The 16,903-nt window shown below is 53.4% G+C and carries 21 protein-coding genes; 19 read left to right on the top strand and 2 right to left on the bottom strand.

Annotation, left to right across the window (positions count from 1 at the left end; genetic code table 11):
• Positions 1-3 precede the first annotated feature (3 nt).
• The 13 genes from FHW74_RS15305 (at position 4) to FHW74_RS15245 (ending at position 9,872) form a co-directional block, all read left to right on the top strand.
• A complete protein-coding gene (locus FHW74_RS15305; RefSeq protein ID WP_183171247.1) occupies positions 4-444 on the top strand; it encodes a hypothetical protein in 441 nt (146 codons plus the stop codon).
• A gap of 11 nt (positions 445-455) precedes the next feature.
• Entirely contained in the window at positions 456-1,559 is a 1,104-nt protein-coding gene (locus FHW74_RS15300) for a major capsid protein (RefSeq protein WP_183171246.1), read from the top strand.
• A gap of 9 nt (positions 1,560-1,568) precedes the next feature.
• Positions 1,569-1,862 carry a hypothetical protein gene (locus tag FHW74_RS15295; RefSeq protein WP_183171245.1) on the top strand — a complete coding sequence of 98 codons (294 nt, stop codon included), beginning with the start codon at positions 1,569-1,571 and terminating at the stop codon, positions 1,860-1,862.
• Between the two features lie 63 nt (positions 1,863-1,925).
• Positions 1,926-2,330, top strand: a complete 405-nt coding sequence (locus tag FHW74_RS15290) for a hypothetical protein (protein ID WP_183171244.1) — start codon at positions 1,926-1,928, stop codon at positions 2,328-2,330.
• A complete protein-coding gene (locus FHW74_RS15285) occupies positions 2,330-2,503 on the top strand; it encodes a hypothetical protein (RefSeq protein WP_183171243.1) in 174 nt (57 codons plus the stop codon). The genes FHW74_RS15290 and FHW74_RS15285 overlap by 1 nt, the downstream gene beginning before the upstream one ends.
• Positions 2,500-2,886: a hypothetical protein gene (locus FHW74_RS15280; protein WP_125293508.1), complete on the top strand. Its 387-nt coding sequence runs from the start codon at positions 2,500-2,502 to the stop codon at positions 2,884-2,886. Before FHW74_RS15285 ends, FHW74_RS15280 begins: the two co-directional genes overlap by 4 nt.
• Before the next feature lie 20 nt (positions 2,887-2,906).
• The gene (locus FHW74_RS15275) at positions 2,907-3,302 is read left to right on the top strand and encodes a hypothetical protein (protein ID WP_125293507.1); all 396 of its coding nucleotides are present in this window, start codon (positions 2,907-2,909) and stop codon (positions 3,300-3,302) included.
• The gene (locus tag FHW74_RS15270; protein ID WP_125293506.1) at positions 3,299-3,685 is read left to right on the top strand and encodes a hypothetical protein; all 387 of its coding nucleotides are present in this window, start codon (positions 3,299-3,301) and stop codon (positions 3,683-3,685) included. The genes FHW74_RS15275 and FHW74_RS15270 overlap by 4 nt, the downstream gene beginning before the upstream one ends.
• Before the next feature lie 15 nt (positions 3,686-3,700).
• Positions 3,701-4,435: a phage tail tube protein gene (locus FHW74_RS15265; RefSeq protein WP_183171242.1), complete on the top strand. Its 735-nt coding sequence runs from the start codon at positions 3,701-3,703 to the stop codon at positions 4,433-4,435.
• 31 nt (positions 4,436-4,466) lie between these two features.
• On the top strand, positions 4,467-5,120 hold the full coding sequence (locus FHW74_RS15260) for a DUF6246 family protein (RefSeq protein WP_183171241.1): 654 nt from the start codon (positions 4,467-4,469) through the stop codon (positions 5,118-5,120).
• A gap of 88 nt (positions 5,121-5,208) precedes the next feature.
• Positions 5,209-5,724, top strand: coding sequence for a DUF4823 domain-containing protein (locus FHW74_RS15255; protein WP_183171240.1), 516 nt, complete (start codon positions 5,209-5,211; stop codon positions 5,722-5,724).
• Positions 5,725-5,855: 131 nt separating this feature from the next.
• Positions 5,856-6,539 (top strand): hypothetical protein, encoded by a 684-nt coding sequence (locus FHW74_RS15250; RefSeq protein ID WP_183171239.1) that lies wholly within the window; start codon positions 5,856-5,858, stop codon positions 6,537-6,539.
• A gap of 72 nt (positions 6,540-6,611) precedes the next feature.
• Complete coding sequence (locus FHW74_RS15245; RefSeq protein ID WP_183171238.1) at positions 6,612-9,872, top strand: tape measure protein; 3,261 nt, start codon at positions 6,612-6,614, stop codon at positions 9,870-9,872.
• 1 nt (position 9,873) lies between these two features.
• Here the strand turns inward: FHW74_RS15245 and FHW74_RS15240 are convergent, their stop codons facing one another.
• Positions 9,874-10,272, bottom strand: a complete 399-nt coding sequence (locus tag FHW74_RS15240; protein ID WP_125293500.1) for a hypothetical protein — start codon at positions 10,270-10,272, stop codon at positions 9,874-9,876.
• Positions 10,273-10,365: 93 nt separating this feature from the next.
• Between FHW74_RS15240 and FHW74_RS15235 the strand changes: the two genes are divergently transcribed.
• Positions 10,366-10,713 (top strand): phage tail protein, encoded by a 348-nt coding sequence (locus FHW74_RS15235; RefSeq protein WP_183171237.1) that lies wholly within the window; start codon positions 10,366-10,368, stop codon positions 10,711-10,713.
• Positions 10,714-10,723: 10 nt separating this feature from the next.
• On the top strand, positions 10,724-10,891 hold the full coding sequence (locus FHW74_RS15230; protein WP_183171236.1) for a hypothetical protein: 168 nt from the start codon (positions 10,724-10,726) through the stop codon (positions 10,889-10,891).
• On the opposite strand, the gene FHW74_RS15225 is transcribed toward FHW74_RS15230, so the two are convergent.
• Positions 10,888-11,064: an ATP-NAD kinase gene (locus FHW74_RS15225; protein WP_144129484.1), complete on the bottom strand. Its 177-nt coding sequence runs from the start codon at positions 11,062-11,064 to the stop codon at positions 10,888-10,890. The two genes, FHW74_RS15230 and FHW74_RS15225, sit on opposite strands and share 4 nt — an antisense overlap.
• A gap of 111 nt (positions 11,065-11,175) precedes the next feature.
• On the opposite strand from FHW74_RS15225, the gene FHW74_RS15220 reads away from it, so the two are divergent.
• The 4 genes from FHW74_RS15220 to FHW74_RS15205 are packed head-to-tail and all read left to right on the top strand — an operon-like array spanning position 11,176 to position 16,831.
• Positions 11,176-11,880, top strand: coding sequence for a phage minor tail protein L (locus FHW74_RS15220; protein ID WP_183171235.1), 705 nt, complete (start codon positions 11,176-11,178; stop codon positions 11,878-11,880).
• Positions 11,880-12,599, top strand: a complete 720-nt coding sequence (locus tag FHW74_RS15215) for a C40 family peptidase (RefSeq protein WP_183171234.1) — start codon at positions 11,880-11,882, stop codon at positions 12,597-12,599. The genes FHW74_RS15220 and FHW74_RS15215 overlap by 1 nt, the downstream gene beginning before the upstream one ends.
• Positions 12,542-13,069 carry a tail assembly protein gene (locus FHW74_RS15210; RefSeq protein WP_183171233.1) on the top strand — a complete coding sequence of 176 codons (528 nt, stop codon included), beginning with the start codon at positions 12,542-12,544 and terminating at the stop codon, positions 13,067-13,069. Before FHW74_RS15215 ends, FHW74_RS15210 begins: the two co-directional genes overlap by 58 nt.
• A gap of 9 nt (positions 13,070-13,078) precedes the next feature.
• Positions 13,079-16,831, top strand: a complete 3,753-nt coding sequence (locus tag FHW74_RS15205) for a host specificity protein J (protein WP_183171232.1) — start codon at positions 13,079-13,081, stop codon at positions 16,829-16,831.
• Positions 16,832-16,903 lie beyond the last annotated feature (72 nt).

The following is a 16,903-nucleotide window of genomic DNA, read 5'->3' as shown; positions in this document are numbered from 1 at the left end:
CCAATGCCACGTTATCGTCGCGTTAATATCGACGGGGAATCGCTCTACAAGACGGAAACCCGAAAACTTGCCGCGTCCCTGAACCCGGGGACGTTTGTTGTCATCAATGCCAGCAATCTTTTTGCACAGGCCTCTGCGCCTGTGGGACGCATGTATGTGCTGGATTGCGCTTATCACGAAGGACTGGGTATTACCGATCCAATCCCGTCCGGTCATTCGGGTGTGGGTAATTACCTGGAGGAAGGACGCGAATTCGCTGTTCGTGTCGCTGCAGGTGCCTATAAAAAAGACCAGCCAATTACGGTTGTTGCAGGTCAGGCCGCTGCCGTGCCTACCGCTGCGGGTACCTATCAGGTCATCGGTTACTGCCAGGATGATGTCACCACCACAGCGGTTGACTTCATCCGCATCCGCGCGCGCGCTTCCAGCGTGACCGTTGCTTAAGGAGAGCATCAATGTATTTTTCTGCTGAAACACTGGCGACAAACAGCCGCCTGCGCACGCACTGGAATGAGCTGTGGGCTAACCGTAACATGTGGGATGCCCAGCACCGCGCCATGATGGCGGTAAACCGTAATCTCATGACGCCTGAAATGCTGGCGGCGAATATCCTGGCCGGTGATGGTCTCGGTCGTGAATTCTGGGCCGAAATCGACCGACAGGTCATCCAGCTGCGCGATCAGGAAATCGGGATGGAAATCGTCAACGATCTGATGGGCGTACAGACGGTATTGCCGATTGGCAAGACTGCCAAGCTGTATAACGTTGTTGGTGACATCGCCGATGACGTGCAGGTTAGTCTGGACGGTCAGCCACCGTTTTCTTTTGACCATACCGAATACGGCAGCGACGGCGACCCGATCCCGGTTTACACCGCGGGCTATGGTGTGAACTGGCGTCTTGCTGCGGGCCTCAATACCGTCGGTATTGACCTGGTGCTGGATTCGCAACTGGCGAAGATGCGCAAGTTCCATAAACGTCGCGTTAAAGGCTATCTCGACGGTAACCCGACCATTCAGGTTCAGAACTATCCGGCCCAGGGCATGCGCAATCATCGTAACACCGCCAAGATTAACCTCGGTTCCGGTGCTGGCGGTGTAAACATCGACCTGACGACGGCAACGCCGGCGCAGCTACTGGAGTTCTTCGGGCCAACCGGGGCATTTGGCATTACCGCTCGCGCCAACAAAGTTACTGCATACGATGTGCTGTGGCTGAGCGCTGAAATTATGGCAAACCTGTCGAAGCCTTACACCATTGAAGTCGGCAGCGGCGCGAACGCCGTTATCAGCGGCAATGTCCTGGACGCCATCCGCAAATTTATGCCGGTGAAAGATATCCGCCAGACCTATGCACTAACCGGTAATGAATTCCTGGCGTATGAACGTCGTCAGGATGTGATCACGCCGCTGGTAGGGATGGCGGTTGGGGTGGTTCCGTTGCCTCGTCCGATGCCGCAGAGCAACTATAACTTCCAGATCATGTCTGCAGAAGGTTTGCAGATTAAACGGGATGACGATGGCCTTTCTGGTGTTGTCTACGGTGCTGACCTGGACTAAGGAGAATTTATGCCGAAGTTTGAAGTCGTACGTGGCTGGCATGGCGTTAAGGTTGGGGATGTGCTGGTTCTGGATAAAGTTCATCCGGCGCTGGAATCTCATCTTCGCCTGATGCAGGGGGAAGCGGGTGGCTCGCTTACCCCGGCAACACCGGGCGCGGGCAGTGAGGGCAAATCCCGAAAAGAAATCATTGCTGAACGTCTGAAAGAACTGGGGATCGAGTTCAAAGGCAACCTGGGTGCGGAAAAGCTTTCGGAGCTGCTGCCGCCTGGCGAGCTTGAAAACCTGTTCCCTGCTGAATAACCGCCGCGAAAGCGGTTTTTTTATGCCCCGTTCCGGCGGGGCGTCTTTTTTCAGGAGTCTGTCATGGTCTCACAGGAACAGGCACAGCAGTACCTGACCGGGCAGGGCATCGCTTTACCCGACTTTGTGCTGGCGGCGCTGATTGACCAGGCCAACGGCATTGAGGAATGCCTGGCCCTTCATTATCCGGCATCGACAGCGCTGCTTATCCAGCTTTACCTGCTGGCGCTGATGGGGCTCGGGCAGGGTGATAAATACCTTTCCAGCCAGACTGCGCCAAACGGCGCTTCGCGTTCATTCCGGTACCAGTCGTTTTCTGACCGCTGGAAAGGCGCGCTGAGCCTGCTGCGCGGGCTGGACAAACACGGTTGCGCCACAGCGCTTATTCCCCCTGACCCGACGGCTGCGCCAGCATTCGCGGGGATTTGGGTTGGTAAGGGCGGCTGCATGTGCAACGGGGGCCGGTAATGGCCTGGGTATCGGTGAAGCAGCGTCTGCCGGAGCCGTTCGTTAAGGTCTGGGTGATGACAGACAGCGGCAGGAAGGCCACCGGCTACATCAAAGGTAACGGTGAATGGTTCATCTTTTACCGTGAGGTTGCCGCCGGGAAACCAGAAGTGATCCGCTGGGAGGAGCCATGAGCGCGACAGCGAACTGGGTATATACCAACCTCGCTACCATTTACCCGCGTACATACGATGACTGGAAAGGCACCTGGCTAACCGGCACGCCGTATCTTATCGACTGCACCTGGGAAATAAACCAGGAACAGGCGATCGATGATGCCGGTACCGAATTCACCACCAACCTGATTATCTCCACCGAGCTGAAGCACAACGGCGCAGATGTCCGTAAACCGCTGCGTAACGACTATGTCGCTGTGGGTGACACAACCGCTGAGCCAGACCCGGTAAAAGCGAAAGGTGATGTGATCCGGGCAGTCAAGATGTGGGATATGTCGTTTTTCGACGAGGAACCCGACTACAAAATCCTGACATCTAATCGTAACTCGCTCGGTGCCTGATAACCCCAGGAGACAACGCTATGCCCGTTAAAGGTATCAAACGTGTTCAGTTAAACATGGGTAACGTGATTGGAAATATCGCCGGGGCAGTGACAGAAAAGGTGATCACCGAAGTCATGATCGTCGGCTCGGGTTATGCAGCGCAGATCACCCCCATTCATACCTCCACGCTGGTGAACAGCATGTATCGCGAACTGAAGCCAGAGCCGGGCGGAATGACCGGACGGGTCGGCTATACCGCGAACTATGCTGCGCGGGTGAATGCAGCCGGTGGCACGTTAAAAGGCAAGCCGCGCCCGGACGGCAGCGGTAATTACTGGGACCCGGACGCTGAGCCAGATTTCCTGCGTAAAGGGTTTGAGCGCGACGGCATTGCCGACATCAAAGCCACCATTAAACGAGGCTACAAATTATGACGCGAAACGAGGTTTTTGACGCGTTACGCGCCTGGCTGCAGAGCCACGGTTTTGATACCGGCTACCGTGTACAAAAGCGGTTCTGGGTTGAAGTGGAGGATTCACAGAACGACCGCTATCTCGTTATCCAGCAGCAAGGCGGTGGCGCGGCAGAAGAGGCCATCACCCGTGACTATTTCCGCTTCATCCTGCTGACCGGGCAGAACGACGCCGATGTTGATGCGGTGGAGAACACCGCCGACGCCATCCGCCAGGCCATGCTCGATGACTACCACACCGAATGCATCATCTCAATGCAGCCAGTCGGGGGCGTTCCCGCCTTCCGCACCGAAGAGGGCCGCTGCGCCTTCGAAATTAACTTCCAGACCATTATTTCCCGATAATACGGAGTAACACATATGACTTGTGAATCAGGTGCATTCACGGGGCGCGACGTCGTCGTTTATTTTGCGATTGGTTGCCCGGAGGTTCAGCCCACGCTGAGCCAGTACAAGCGCCTCGGTATGATGCGTGGCAAAACAACCGGCGTTGAATGGGAAACCGCAGACGCCACGGCTGACCAGAGCGCGGCGTATACCCAGGAGAATCTGGTCACGTATAAAAACGTATCCTTCTCCGGTGATGGCGTAAGCCGCAAGGAAGCTATCTACGGCCAGAAGGAAATGAAGCGCCATGTTTACAACCCGCCCGGAGAAACCAGCAACCAGCCTTACGTGTGGCTGAAAATCATCTCGCCGTTCGATATCACTGAAGGCCCGTTCCTGGTAACGAGCTGGCAGGATGAATCACCGCATGATGACGTGGCCACGTGGTCGATTGAAGCCTCCAGTGCCGGGCTGGTGGATGTCCGCGACGTCGGCGCGGTCATTAACATCACCTCCCAGCCGCAGAACCGCACCATCACCACCGGCAGCACGCTGACGCTTACCACAGCGGCGACCGTGACGGATGGTTCAGCGCTGACGTATCAGTGGAAGAAGAACGGCACGGATATCAGCGGGGCCACGGCGGCTACCTACACCAAAGCCAGCGCGGTGGCGGGGGATGCCGGCTCTTACACCTGCCAGGTCTCATCGCCTACCGCCGGTACCGTCATCACGAGCCCGGCAACGGTTGTGGTTAACGCGTCTTAACTGACAGGGGCGAAAGCCCCTTTGAGGTTTTATGCAGGCAATTACCGATATCGGCCAGGCGGAGATCCGCGCCGGTGGCCGGAGAATATTCCTTAATCCCTCATTTCTTGCAATGTCGCGCATCGGCACGCCGGAAGAGATTGTCGGGGCGTTCGTGACGGTGCACGGCGGACATTATCCAGAACACCGGATCAGCGATGTTGAAGTGATGCGCAGCATCCAGGCGCGCTGTTTTGCCGACATGGTTGTTACCGCAGCGAAGGTGGTGCAGGCGGCCTGTGATGATGATCTCCGCCAGGCGATCGGTGTGTGCTCAGTCACAGCAAAAGGTAAGTTATCGTATCGCCCTGGCCTGCTGCCGGTATCACACATTATCCAACTGGCGCGCCATCTTATTCGCCATGGGGTGGTGGGCGATCAGCCGCAGGAAGCCGCCAGCAAAGGTGAGGGCGAATACTCGGGGAAATTCGATGCCCGGTCTTTCGTTTATCTGGCTGTGGCACACCTGGGCATGAGCGAGTCCGATGCCTGGAACATGACCATGACCAGCTTCAGGACGGCAATGAACGCCAAATATCCGCAGAAGGAAGCCGCTAAAATCCCGACCGAGCAGCATTACGATGAGGCTATGGACTGGGCAGAGAAGATGTTCGCACTCGATGCGCAGCGGAACGGGCTGCACTAATCGATGATAAAAATCATTGAGAACAAAACTCACCTAACTCAGAATCGCAAGGAAATGTGCTGAATTAAAATTTAAGTTAAGGATAATTATGAATAAAGTTTTAATGGTGATTGTGGGGATCATTGTTCTTACGGGTTGTTCTTCTAAGTACAAGAGCGTTGAAGTCACGAAGAGCACAGAACTCTTGATAAAAAGTAAGCCGGTTGTGATTTCTGGTTCTGCTGACGGGAGTTATGAAGGGAAGCCTTACAGTGGTTCAGGCGAAGCGACGGCGCAAGCGGTCAGATCAGCTTTTTCCCGCTATACCGATAATGCTGTCATTGTTTCTCAGTGCAACGAGCTGGCGTGCCTGCAAAAGCACAACTCTCTGTCTGAGGGATATTATGTGGTCCCTCAAATTTTACACTGGGAAGACAGAGCAACTGAATGGTCAGGTATCCCGGATAAAATTGAGGTCAAGGTAACAGTGTTTAATGCTGCAACATCAAAAGTGATTGCCTCTACCATCCTGAATGGCAGTAGCAAATGGGCCACTTTCGGCGGGGATCATCCTCAGGATTTACTGCCTGAACCAGTAAATAATTACGTGGACAGCCTGTATTAAAACCTTTTCAGCCCCTGAGCCATTAACGGGAAGGGGTTTTCTCTGTGTGAGATCAAAAAATCAATCCTGCCCGTTGCGCTGACACGCTCCCCTGATAGGATGTGAATATTCGTTATTGCTGGGGAAATGGAATGAAAGTATTTTTTTTGGGATGCGCATTGTGGTTAATAACCGCCACAGCTGATGCCGCAGAAACCTACCAATGTAGTTACGCAAAAGCTAGTCTTGCAAATGGCGTCATGGGTAACATGAGCATACCCGTTCCTGCAAAAGTGGAAGTTTTAGGTGATTCAATAAAATTGCATCGCCCAGATGGAACATTTGTTTTTAGTCCACCTCTTACTCAAAACAAAGGGGCGCTAAAAATGATTGATGATGGTTCAAAAGTATATGCCGCAGCAACTGATGGCTCTAGCTTCGCTGTTTCTGACAGGATAGTCAAAGTAACGGAGCAGTGGGATAAGTGCCAAGTAATGCAAAAGGAAAGTGAACGGATAAAACCGATCGACAATCCAAAATGGCGAAATTTGACTACAGCGGAAAAAACGGCTGTAGAAAAAGCTATTACCGATAAATTAAAAGATCCTGATAGTGCTAAGTTTAAACATTCCCAATTTATATCCAATGGCAATGGTGAATATTGTGGATATGTCAATTCAAAAAATTCTTATGGCGGGTATGTTGGCAATACACCATTCCTAATAATGATCGTTGGTAAAGGAAGGGACCTCAATGCTGCCGTCATATCTTTCGGTAGCGATGAGAGCAAACAATTGGCTACTCAACAGGTATGTCAACAGATTGGATACTTCTGAAGCTTAATCGCAATATAATATCGAATTAAACCCCGCCATGTCGGGGTTTTTTAATGCCTGGAGAAAATTAAAATGGCCGAAAACGTAGGTGAAATTGTTTACATCATTCGTGCTGATACGGCGCAGTTGCTTAACGCCGGGCGTAATGTTGTCGATATGACTAACGATCTCCAGAGTAATTTTGATGATACCGACGAATCAGCAGATAATCTAAACACCACGCTTTCGAAACTCGCGGCGACCATCAAATTAATATTCGCTGCTGGTGCTTTGCGTGAGATGGCAAAAATGGTCCAGAGCTATCAGGAGATGGCCGAGCGCGTACAGATGGCGACATCGAGCCAGGCTGAATTTGAAAGCGTTCAGAAGCGCTTGCTTAACACCGCTAACGGGACTTACCGATCTTTAGCGGAGGCCCAGGAGCTTTATATTCGAAGCGCCGACAGCCTGCGCAGTATGGGCTATTCCACGGAACAGGCTATCGATGTCCAGGACTCAATGTCATATGCGTTCGTAAAAAACGCCGCCAGCGCAGATCGTGCTGAGTCAGCCATCAGCGCATTCACCAAAGCGATAAACACAGGGAAAGTCTCCGCCGATCAGTGGGAGTCCATCACAACTGCCATCCCAACGGTGATCAATGATATTGCCACCGCCAGCAAAAAAACCTCCGCCGAAGTGCGAGCGCTGGGCGCGGCAGGCAAGCTAACGGCATCAGATTTAAGCGAGGGTTTGCGGCAGTCACTTAATGAGAACGCAGCCGCAGCGGCGGGAATGTCCAACAACCTTACCGATGCTGGCGTGAGGATGAAAACGGCATTTACCGAGGTTTTGGTGGCAATCGAGGGTCAGACTGGCGCGCTACAAACTTTTACCAATGGTATTATTGCTGCCGCCGACACTATTCTTGAGTTTGGTCGGGACTCCGAAAGCATGGCTGGATTTATTGATACCGCCACTATTGCAGCGAAAGCATTTGCTCTTGTTCTGGCTGGGCGTTATGCAGGTGCTTTGAAAGCAGGGATAGCCAGTAAGATTCAGAACATCGCCGCGAACCGCCAAATGATAACTGCTGAAAATCAGGCGGCTCAAGCAGCGCTCTTTTCAGCCAATGCTACACAACGCAGATCGCTAGCAGATAAGGAAGCTGCGATTTCTGCGCTTAACCTTGCCCAAGCTGAATATAACGTAGCAAGGGGTAGCGCGGCGGAAATGTTAGCGCTCGATAACCTTATCGCCGCAAAGACAAGAGCAACCGCAGCCTCCATCGCGCTAGCTGAAGCAGAAACAGCACAGGCAGCAGCTACTGTGCGAGCTTCAGCCGCCGCAAGCGGTGCGTCTATTGGAATGGAGTTATTGCGTAATGCATTTTCGTTAATTGGTGGACCTGCCGGGGTAATAATGATCGCTGCTGGGGCTTTGCTTTACTGGTGGCAAAGCGCTAAACAGGCGAAAGAGGAAAGCATAAAGTTTGCTGACAGTCTGGATGATGTTATCGCCAGAATGAAAGAAATGAGTGCGATTCAATTGAAGGACACGCTATACAAAACAACTGACTCTATTCGTAATCAGAAAGATGCTCTAATGGACATGTACGACAGTCTTGACGAGTCACGAAAAAAGGCTGCTGAGCTTGAGAGACAACTACAAGGTCTTAAGAACTCAGGCGCTCCCGCGTATGTAATAGCTGAAGCTCAGGAAAGGCTGACAGGGGCGCTCGGTGAGACTTCAGGTAAAGCCGCTGAGGCTGAAAAAGCTTCACGAGAGTTAAGTGAAACTCAACGGAAACTCGTAGATATTCAAAAACAGTTAAATCAGACGATTCATGACTCAGAGTCTGCTTTTGAAACTCTATATGACAATCTGAAATACAAAATCCCGAAAGCAAATAATGCGGCAGTTGCCGCAATGACTTTAACAATTCAGACGCTTGATAGCTTGAATAAAAAAGCCGCCAGTACCGGGAATATACAACCTGTGGAACCGGAAGACTCCCCCGAAGCGAAGAAACTCATTCAGAACGCCGAACGCCGCCTTGCGCTTTCTAAACTGGAGGGTGAAGCCAGAGCCAAATTACAGGCTCAGTATGATGCCGAAGATGCCGGGATCGCTAAGGGCGACAAACTTGTCGGGACGCTACAGGACATGTATGCAGAAACCGAGCGGTTAACCAGCGCGCGAAAAGCCGCAAACAAGGAAGCGAAGAAGTCCGCTGACGACGCAACGCAATTTTTATCTCGTCAGCAGTCCGCACTGGAGCGACTCAACACCGGTTATGCCGATGGCTCGCTTGAACTGGCGAAGTACGATGCGGTTATGGCGCTGGGAAATAAAGCGACTGACGCGCAAATAGCTAAGGCTGAGCAGCAGGCCGACGCAATCTGGAGAAGTCAGCAGGCGATAAAGGCCGCTGCGGAGGAAGAGAAAAAGCGCACTCAGGCCAGTCAGAACTTCACCAGCCTGCAGGGGCAGGTGTCGCCGGTTGCCGCAGTGGATAACACCTATCAGGATCAGATGGCGCAGCTCAATGAGTACGTAACCCTTTATCCGCAAAAGATCGCAGAAGCCGAAGCGTTACGGGCCAGCATCGAGGAACAGTATCACCAGCGGCGCATGGCGGCCATGTGGGAAGAGTGGCAGCAGCAAAGCCAGATTAACAGCATGATTGGCGCTGCCGTAGACTCCTTACAGGGTGGGGCAACCAGCGCCATCACCGGCCTGATAAACGGCACTCAAAGCCTGCGGGAATCCTTCGCCAACATCGGCACCACGATTTTAAACAGCGTGGTGGGCAGCTTTGTACAGATGGGCATTGAATGGGCTAAAAGTCAGCTTATGGGACAGGCGGCTGCGGCTGCTTCTCTGGCGGCTACTACAGCCCAGGCTTCAGCTGCCGCAGCTGCATGGGCACCCGCTGCTATGAGCGCCTCCATCGCAACGTACGGTAGTGCCGCTGCGGTGGGGCAATCAGCGTACGCTGGTTCAATGCTGATGGCTAAAGGCATGGCGCTTGCCGGTGGTCGCCGTTACGGTGGCACGGTGTCTGCTGGCAATGCCTATCGCATTAACGAGGATGGACGCTCAGAGGTATTCCAGACTACCGGAGGTCAGCAGATATTCATGCCGAACAAGTCAGGGAAGATCATTCCAGCAGATAAAGCAGGCGGGGGTGGCGTTGTTCAGCACATCACATTTGAAATCAACACTACCGGCGGTATCGACGATGCCACTATAAAGCAGATGGAAGGGATGATGAAGCGGGTCGCATTATTCCAAATAAGCGACCAGGCTTCACGTCCTGGCGGATTAATTCAGCCGCGAAACAAGCGGTAAGTCATTTCTTTTCGACAAGTTTTGCAAATTTCTTCGCAACCTCAACGAAATAGTCGTAGTCGGTGAATCCAGGGTCTGACGAATACTCATCACCAGCCATTAATTCAACGGTTTTGTATTCTTTCCAGGCTGTCTGAATTTTTTCCGCTTCAGTGCTGCGGGAGTGCCAGCAGAGAGTATCTACTTGTTTTTGGGTGACAGGAATCCTGACGTTCATCCGCTGCGATATTTTCTCTATATGCGACAGTACGCCGATATATACCGGCTCGGCGGCTTTATTGCGTTCATTTCGGTAAGCATCGCGCTTGCCAAGTTTTCTGCCAATAAAGAAAGTCACAATCCCTATTGCCGGAGATAACAAACCAAACAGAGGTGAAATATGGCTGATTTTATTGAGCATTATTCATGGCTCCTGTGGCTCCTCTTTCCTCTATTAACACTGATTGTAGGATACATGAGTGGTCGGGGCTGGTTAAGTTAACAAGGAGCAGATATGCCTGAAATCTTCATCTGGAAACCTCAACGCGGCTACAGCGCCGAACGCACCCCTAACGTTGCTGTCGTCAAACTCGGTGACGGTTACGAGCAACGCCAGAAGAAAGGCATTAACCCGCTGATGGCTAAATACTCGCTGACGTTTCGCGGCGTTAATGGATCTTGCCGCGTGAACCCGGCGAAGCAGGCCGAGGCGTTTCTGACAGCACGCATGGCGGTGGAGTCGTTCTACTGGACGCCATCGGATACGGGGGTGCAGGCGCTGTTCGTCTGCCGCTCCTGGAGCATGACAAAGACCGGGCCGCTCTATGAACTGACGGCCACGTTTGAACAGGTACCTCGGTAAGGAAATAGTTATGAAATTTGCAGAATTGCCGGAATGTTTGATCGAAGAGGCGGCGAAAACTCTTTCCCGGGAGCTTGAAGGAATGGTGACATGGGATGAACGAAAACGAACGGATAAAGCCAGGGAAATTGCCGAATCCGTTCGTGAGAGTTTCATTAAACTGTGTGATGAAAATTAATTTCTCTCTTCATCTTCTTTTTTGAAATGTTGTACCGCCTGGTCATATATGGATAGCAAAGCAGTAATATTCCCGCCTGAATAAACGGGTACTCTCTGCGCCCTGACCAGTTCAATCAACAATGCATATGCCGATTCTTCAGGTGAGTCTTTAGGATTTACCAGTCCGGACATAAAACCTCCTTTTTAATATGGAAATTCCAGCCTAACTACAGTTAGCACTTTTTAACATCCTGATATTCGAACAGTAGCCACCTCCGGGTGGCTTTTTTATGGGAGATTTTCGTGCGCGACATTCCACCAGAGCTAATTATCGAAAGCGTCGACGCCGGAGTTGGCGCTTTTATCGATCTGTTTGAACTCGACCTCCGGCCTTACGGCGGGAACCTGGAACGCTTTCACTCCGGTACCAACGGCTTTTACAACAACGTTATCTGGCGCGGTAACGCCTATCCCGCTTACCCGATCGCCATCGAAGGCTTCGAAAGCCGGAACGAGGGTACTTATGCGCGCCCGGCCATGGCAGTAGCGAACGTCACAGGTATGATTTTTGGGTTAAACCATGATTTCGACGATCTGCTGGGCGTGGTGATCACCCGTCGCCAGGTGCCGGTGAAGTATCTGGACGCGGTTAACTTTCCCAACGGTAACCCGGATGCCGATCCCACCATGGAGGCGGTATCCCGTTACGTTGTCGAGGAGATGACCGAAGAGACGTCAGAGCAGGTGACTTATTCTCTCGCAACGCCGGTGGACTGCGACAACGCCATTATCCCGGCGCGGACTATCCTGGCGGATGTGTGCCAGTGGGTTTATCGCGGTACCGGCTGCAACTACGACGGGCCGCCGGTCGCTGATGAACGGGACAACCCGACCAGCAACCCGGCGCTGGATAAATGCTCTCACCGCCGCACAGGTTGCCGCTTCCGGTACCCGCGACCGTACCCCATGCCAATCAGCAGTTTCCCCGGCTCTCAAAAGGTTTCCTGATGCAGGAATTACTCGAGTATGCGGCCTCGTCGCAGGATGAAGTGTGCGCGCTGATTATCGACGACACCCGCGTGTACCCATGCCGTAACGTACATCCCGATCCGGCTCACCATTTCCGCATCAGCGACGCTGACTGGCTGGCAGCAGAGGAGGCGGGGGAGGTCACGGCTGTCTTTCACTCGCACCCGCAGCCGGTACCTGTGCTGTCAGGTGCTGACCGCGCCATGCAGGTTATGACAGGCCTGCCCTGGTGGCTGGCGTGTAACGGCGAGCTGCGAAAGTTCCGCCCGGTAGCGCATCTGCTTGGCCGCCGGTTTGAGCATGGTGTGACAGACTGCTACACGCTGTTTCGCGATGCGTATCATCTGTGCGGCATCGACCTTCCGGACTTCAAAAGGACCGAAGGTTGGTGGCTGCGCGGGGAGAATCTCTACCTGAAGAACCTGTCGGCGAACGGGTTTCATCAGATTCCCCCCAGCGAGGCCCGGCCCGGTGATGTGATTATCCGTCAGCCGTTCCCGGGTGCCGACCCGTGCCATGCGATGATCCTGCTGGACGATAACATGGTGCTTCATCACGACCACGCCGGGCACCTCAGCAGGCGTGAACCCTTCCGCATGGCTTACGTGAAACAAGCCCATTCCATCTGGAGGCATCACCGGTGCTCATCTTTAGATTTGCGGGGCATTTCCGCCGACATTTTCGCCAGGTCACATTAAACGTTGATACCCCCGCGCAGGGGCTGCGCCTGCTGCTGGCCCAGTGCCCGGAATTCAAAAAAGACTTTCTCAAATCACGGGTGCGCATCCGCGTGGCGGGCGAAGACGTTGCCGCCGATTCGATGCGCTGGCATCTGGACAGGCGTCTGGATGCTGGTTCAAGCGTGCTGTTTGTGCCGGTGGTGGAGGGGGCAATTACCGCAGCCGCCGCCGCGTGGATCGCAGTGGCGGTAAGCGTTGCCTCCATTGCCTACAGCGTTTACATGTCCCGCAACATGAAAACTAAAACCTCAGCCGAGGCGGCGGAAAACAACACCATCACAAACAACTCTTTCACCAGTGCGGAGAACCGCGCCGGGCAGGGGCGGCCTGTGCCGATCCTGCTCGGGGAGATGGTGGTGGGCTCTAACGTCATTTCCCTTGGTATCGACACCACAAACAACCAGGACTGGACAGAATCAATAAGCTAAGGCGGAAATATGTCATCAGGCGGCGGCAAGGCATCGACTCCCAAACTTCTCGACGATAACCTCAAATCAAAACAGTTTTACCGCGTGCTGGATCTCATCAGTGAAGGTCCGATTTACGGACCGGTTGACCAGTCGTATCTTTCTTCTTTCATGCTGAATAAAACGCCCATCACCGATTCTGCCGGCAACGTCAGCGTGAACGGCGTGAGCGTTGCTTGGCGCCCCGGCTCGGAATTCCAGAGCCCGATTAACGGCTTTTCCGCCATCGAGGCGACCAGCATCGTTAACACCGAGGTGACTTTCAACACGCCACTGGTCCGCACAATCACCGATCAGGACGTCACGCGCGTGCGGCTGAATATCGGTGTGACGGGCCTGGTCGAGCAGGATACGAAAGGGAACCAGAAGAACACCTCTGTGACGATGGTGATCGAAACCCGCGTTGCCGGTGGCGCGTTCACACTGCAGAAAACCGTTACGATCGGGCCAAATAAAATATCTGGCGAATATCTGGAGGCGCACGTCATCGAGGCACCGGCAACGAAACCCTTCGATATCCGCGTTCGCCGCATCACGCCTGACAGCAACAGCGACCTGCTGTCCAACGGTACTATCTGGAACAGCTACAGCCAGATTACTGACGACAACCTGAACTACCCGTTTTCGGCTATTGCCGGTGCAGTGATTGATCGTGACCAGTACAGGGACACCCCAAGCCGCACCTATCACCTGCGTGGCCTGATTGTGGACATTCCTGACAACTACGACCCGATTACCAGAACCTATTCGGGGTTGTGGACTGGCGGATTCAAAAAAGCGTGGACGAACAACCCGGCATGGCTCTTTCGCGAACTGGTGAAAAATACGCGCTTTGGCCTGGCCCGGCGCGCGGGCTATATCGATGTCGACGACGGTGCGCTTTATATCCTTTCACAGTATTGCGATCAGCCGGTGAATGACGGCTACGGTGGGAAAGAACCGCGTATGACGCTGAACGCCTACATCACCGAGCAGGCCAGCGCCCGCGATATCCTGGATAAAATCGCCGGGATGTTCCGGGGCATAGCCCTCTGGGATGGCCTGCGTCTCACTGTCATGCTGGATACACCTCAGGACCCGGTGGCCACCATTACCAATGCGAATGTTGTCGACGGGAAATTCAGCCGCAGCTCAGTTAAACGGGCCGAAAAATACAACGCGGTGGTGGTGTCCTGGACCGATCCGGATAACGGCTGGGAGCAGGTAAAGGAGTATGTTTCCGATGATGCGATGATCGCGCGCGGGAACTATAACGAGACAACGCTGGAGGCGTTCGGCTGCACTTCACGCGGGCAGGCCTGGCGAGCCGGGAAATGGCTGCTGGAAACCGCAAAGCGTGAGAGTAGTCGGTTAACTTTCCAGATGGCCCGGGATGCAATCGCCTTCACGCCCGGCGATGTCGTGGAAATCATGGATAACGACTATGCCGGTACGCGGCTGGGCGGGCGTATTGTTTCGCACTCCGGCGCGAACATAACCGTTGATGCCGATGTTTCCAGTCTGGTTTCGCCAGGCGACAACATGTCACTTATGGGCAGCAGCGGAAAGTTTTTGAAATACCCCATCCTGAGCGTGTCCGGGCGCGTCATTACCCTGCGCAGCGTTCCTGCCTGGGTGCGTGACGGCACTGTGTTTGCAATATCCATCAGTGAAATATCGATCCGCCTTTTCCGCATTCTGAGCATTGCCGAAACGGAAAATAACTCGGTTTACAGCATCACTGCGGGGCAGCACGACCCGAACAAACAGGCCATCGTGGACGAGGGCGCGGTTTTTGAAATGCCGACCGACACCCTGAACGGCTACCGGGTGCCGAACATTGAGAACCTTCGCATCCTTAACACCAACAGCGAAACCGTGCAGGTAACGGCGACCTGGGAAACCGCCACCACAACTAAAAAGCTGGTGTTCGAACTGTATGTCTATAACGAAAGCGGGGCGGTTGTAGCACAGTATGAAACCGACCAGTTTCGCTATGACTTATACGGACTCAATGCCGGGAATTATATGCTCGGGGTGCGTGGCCGCAACGAGAACGGAATGAAGGGTGCCGAAACACAGGTAAACCTGATTATCGGCGCGCCACTGGCACCTTCATCCGCTATCTGGACACCCGGTATTTTCTCAGCAGATGTCGTCCCGGTTATGCGCGTAACCGCCACCTCCGATACCACGTTTGAATTCTGGTACGGCGGTGAGCATCGTGTCGTTAATTCCGCGCTTGTCGAAGACCAGACGCAGTTCCTCGGGCGCGCCAGTCAGTGGAATTTGCATGGACTGAAAGCGGACACAACGTATTACATGTACGTGCGTACCCGTAACGCGTTTGGTGTCTCCGGTTTCGTTGAGGCCTCAGGCCAGGCGTCGTCAGATATCCCGGGCATGCTCGATTACATCGATGAAGCCGTACGCGATTCTGAGGCATTCAAAAATGTGCAGGCCGGGATCGATTACAGCCTCGAAGCAACTATGCAGAGCACGCTCGCTCAGGTGGAGGGTGCGCAGATCCAGTATGAGCAAGTCGGTGCTGCCCGTGCTGAAATATCGCAGGTGAAAATCACCATTGCCGATGCGGACAGGGCTTTTGCTCAGTTCCAGGAGCTTGTTGCCGTGCAGTTTGGCGAAAACGCCGCTGAGATCCTGGAGGTCAAGACAGCTCAGGCGACCGCAGACGAGGCATTTGCCGAGTACCGGCTAGAAGTGGCCGCATCGTTCCATGATGTGGACAGTTCTATTGTGACCATTCAGGAAGCACAGTCTTCAGCTGAACAGGCCTTTGCGCAGTACCAGACGCAGGTATCTACCCAGTTCGGAAACCAGCAGGCAGCCATTAACCAGAAACTGACATCGGTTATTACCGATAACGGTACTGCGAAGGTTTCTTACACGCTGAATCTTGGCGTACGGCGCGGTGAGCAGCTCTATAACACCGGCTTTGGAATGTCGCTCGAGCCAAACGGCAGCGGAGGGTATAAATCGACTGCAGTCTTTGCTGCTGACCAGTTTGGTATTTATTCCGGCAGCGATCCGGGTAGTTATGAAGCCGCGTTTTTCGTGTTTAACGGCCAGGTGTTTTTGCGGTCGGCGTTTATCCAGAATGCCAGCATCGATAATGCAAAAATCGGCCAGTACATCCAGTCAACAACCTGGGACGGCACAGGCAATGTCGGCTGGCATGTCAATAAAAACGGGTTTGCATATTTCACCGGCGTAACCATTAAAGGGACTGTTTATGCCAGCGCCGGCTCGTTCACAGGAACGGTGTATGCAACTGACGGGCGGTTCACCGGGGTGGTTGAAGCGAGCAGTTTTATCGGTGACGTGGCTAACGGCATGGTGTTTAGTGATACCGGACAGGCAGCAACTAATAGTCGCTCGTTTCAGTATGTGGACAGTGCTACGACGAATTTATCAAAGCAGATCGTTGTTTTTGCTGTTGTCACTCACTTCAATGGTACCCAGGGCGGGTCAGCTGTGTCGTCAAACACTAACGTAACCATAAATATCAACGGTAGTGTACGATCATTGGTTGTTTCTGGACCGCAGCTCAATGCGGCAGGGAACACAACAACAACTGTGATGCACAGCATCCGAACGACGGATCGTGTTATTAACTGTACAGTTCAGGCGATAGACATCGCAGGCCTTTCGGGGAGTAACAAAATCGAATCGCCTACCATGCTGGTTTTGCGTGGTTCTGGGGCTTTCTCTCAGACAGCGTAACTATGCACAACTGAAATAACGTACCACTCAATCAAACCCCGCTCCGGCGGGGTTTTTTTACGCCTGTAATCA

It is taken from the genome of Atlantibacter sp. RC6 (assembly GCF_014193285.1).
Classification (GTDB): domain Bacteria; phylum Pseudomonadota; class Gammaproteobacteria; order Enterobacterales; family Enterobacteriaceae; genus Atlantibacter.
Note: the sequence above shows the minus strand (reverse complement) of the source record. Positions and strands in the feature narration are given on the sequence as shown.

Excerpts from the sequence above, each read along its gene's own strand:
- FHW74_RS15255 (WP_183171240.1), top strand. The coding sequence starts at position 5,209 with ATGAATAAAGTTTTAATGGTGATTGTGGGGATCATTGTTCTTACGGGT.
- FHW74_RS15250 (WP_183171239.1), top strand. The coding sequence starts at position 5,856 with ATGAAAGTATTTTTTTTGGGATGCGCATTGTGGTTAATAACCGCCACA.
- FHW74_RS15300 (WP_183171246.1), top strand. The coding sequence starts at position 456 with ATGTATTTTTCTGCTGAAACACTGGCGACAAACAGCCGCCTGCGCACG.
- FHW74_RS15265 (WP_183171242.1), top strand. The coding sequence starts at position 3,701 with ATGACTTGTGAATCAGGTGCATTCACGGGGCGCGACGTCGTCGTTTAT.
- FHW74_RS15215 (WP_183171234.1), top strand. The coding sequence starts at position 11,880 with ATGCAGGAATTACTCGAGTATGCGGCCTCGTCGCAGGATGAAGTGTGC.
- FHW74_RS15260 (WP_183171241.1), top strand. The coding sequence starts at position 4,467 with ATGCAGGCAATTACCGATATCGGCCAGGCGGAGATCCGCGCCGGTGGC.
- FHW74_RS15290 (WP_183171244.1), top strand. The coding sequence starts at position 1,926 with ATGGTCTCACAGGAACAGGCACAGCAGTACCTGACCGGGCAGGGCATC.
- FHW74_RS15285 (WP_183171243.1), top strand. The coding sequence starts at position 2,330 with ATGGCCTGGGTATCGGTGAAGCAGCGTCTGCCGGAGCCGTTCGTTAAG.
- FHW74_RS15305 (WP_183171247.1), top strand. The coding sequence starts at position 4 with ATGCCACGTTATCGTCGCGTTAATATCGACGGGGAATCGCTCTACAAG.
- FHW74_RS15230 (WP_183171236.1), top strand. The coding sequence starts at position 10,724 with ATGAAATTTGCAGAATTGCCGGAATGTTTGATCGAAGAGGCGGCGAAA.
- FHW74_RS15245 (WP_183171238.1), top strand. The coding sequence starts at position 6,612 with ATGGCCGAAAACGTAGGTGAAATTGTTTACATCATTCGTGCTGATACG.
- FHW74_RS15240 (WP_125293500.1), bottom strand. The coding sequence starts at position 10,272 with ATGCTCAATAAAATCAGCCATATTTCACCTCTGTTTGGTTTGTTATCT.
- FHW74_RS15275 (WP_125293507.1), top strand. The coding sequence starts at position 2,907 with ATGCCCGTTAAAGGTATCAAACGTGTTCAGTTAAACATGGGTAACGTG.
- FHW74_RS15280 (WP_125293508.1), top strand. The coding sequence starts at position 2,500 with ATGAGCGCGACAGCGAACTGGGTATATACCAACCTCGCTACCATTTAC.
- FHW74_RS15270 (WP_125293506.1), top strand. The coding sequence starts at position 3,299 with ATGACGCGAAACGAGGTTTTTGACGCGTTACGCGCCTGGCTGCAGAGC.
- FHW74_RS15225 (WP_144129484.1), bottom strand. The coding sequence starts at position 11,064 with ATGTCCGGACTGGTAAATCCTAAAGACTCACCTGAAGAATCGGCATAT.
- FHW74_RS15205 (WP_183171232.1), top strand. The coding sequence starts at position 13,079 with ATGTCATCAGGCGGCGGCAAGGCATCGACTCCCAAACTTCTCGACGAT.
- FHW74_RS15235 (WP_183171237.1), top strand. The coding sequence starts at position 10,366 with ATGCCTGAAATCTTCATCTGGAAACCTCAACGCGGCTACAGCGCCGAA.
- FHW74_RS15295 (WP_183171245.1), top strand. The coding sequence starts at position 1,569 with ATGCCGAAGTTTGAAGTCGTACGTGGCTGGCATGGCGTTAAGGTTGGG.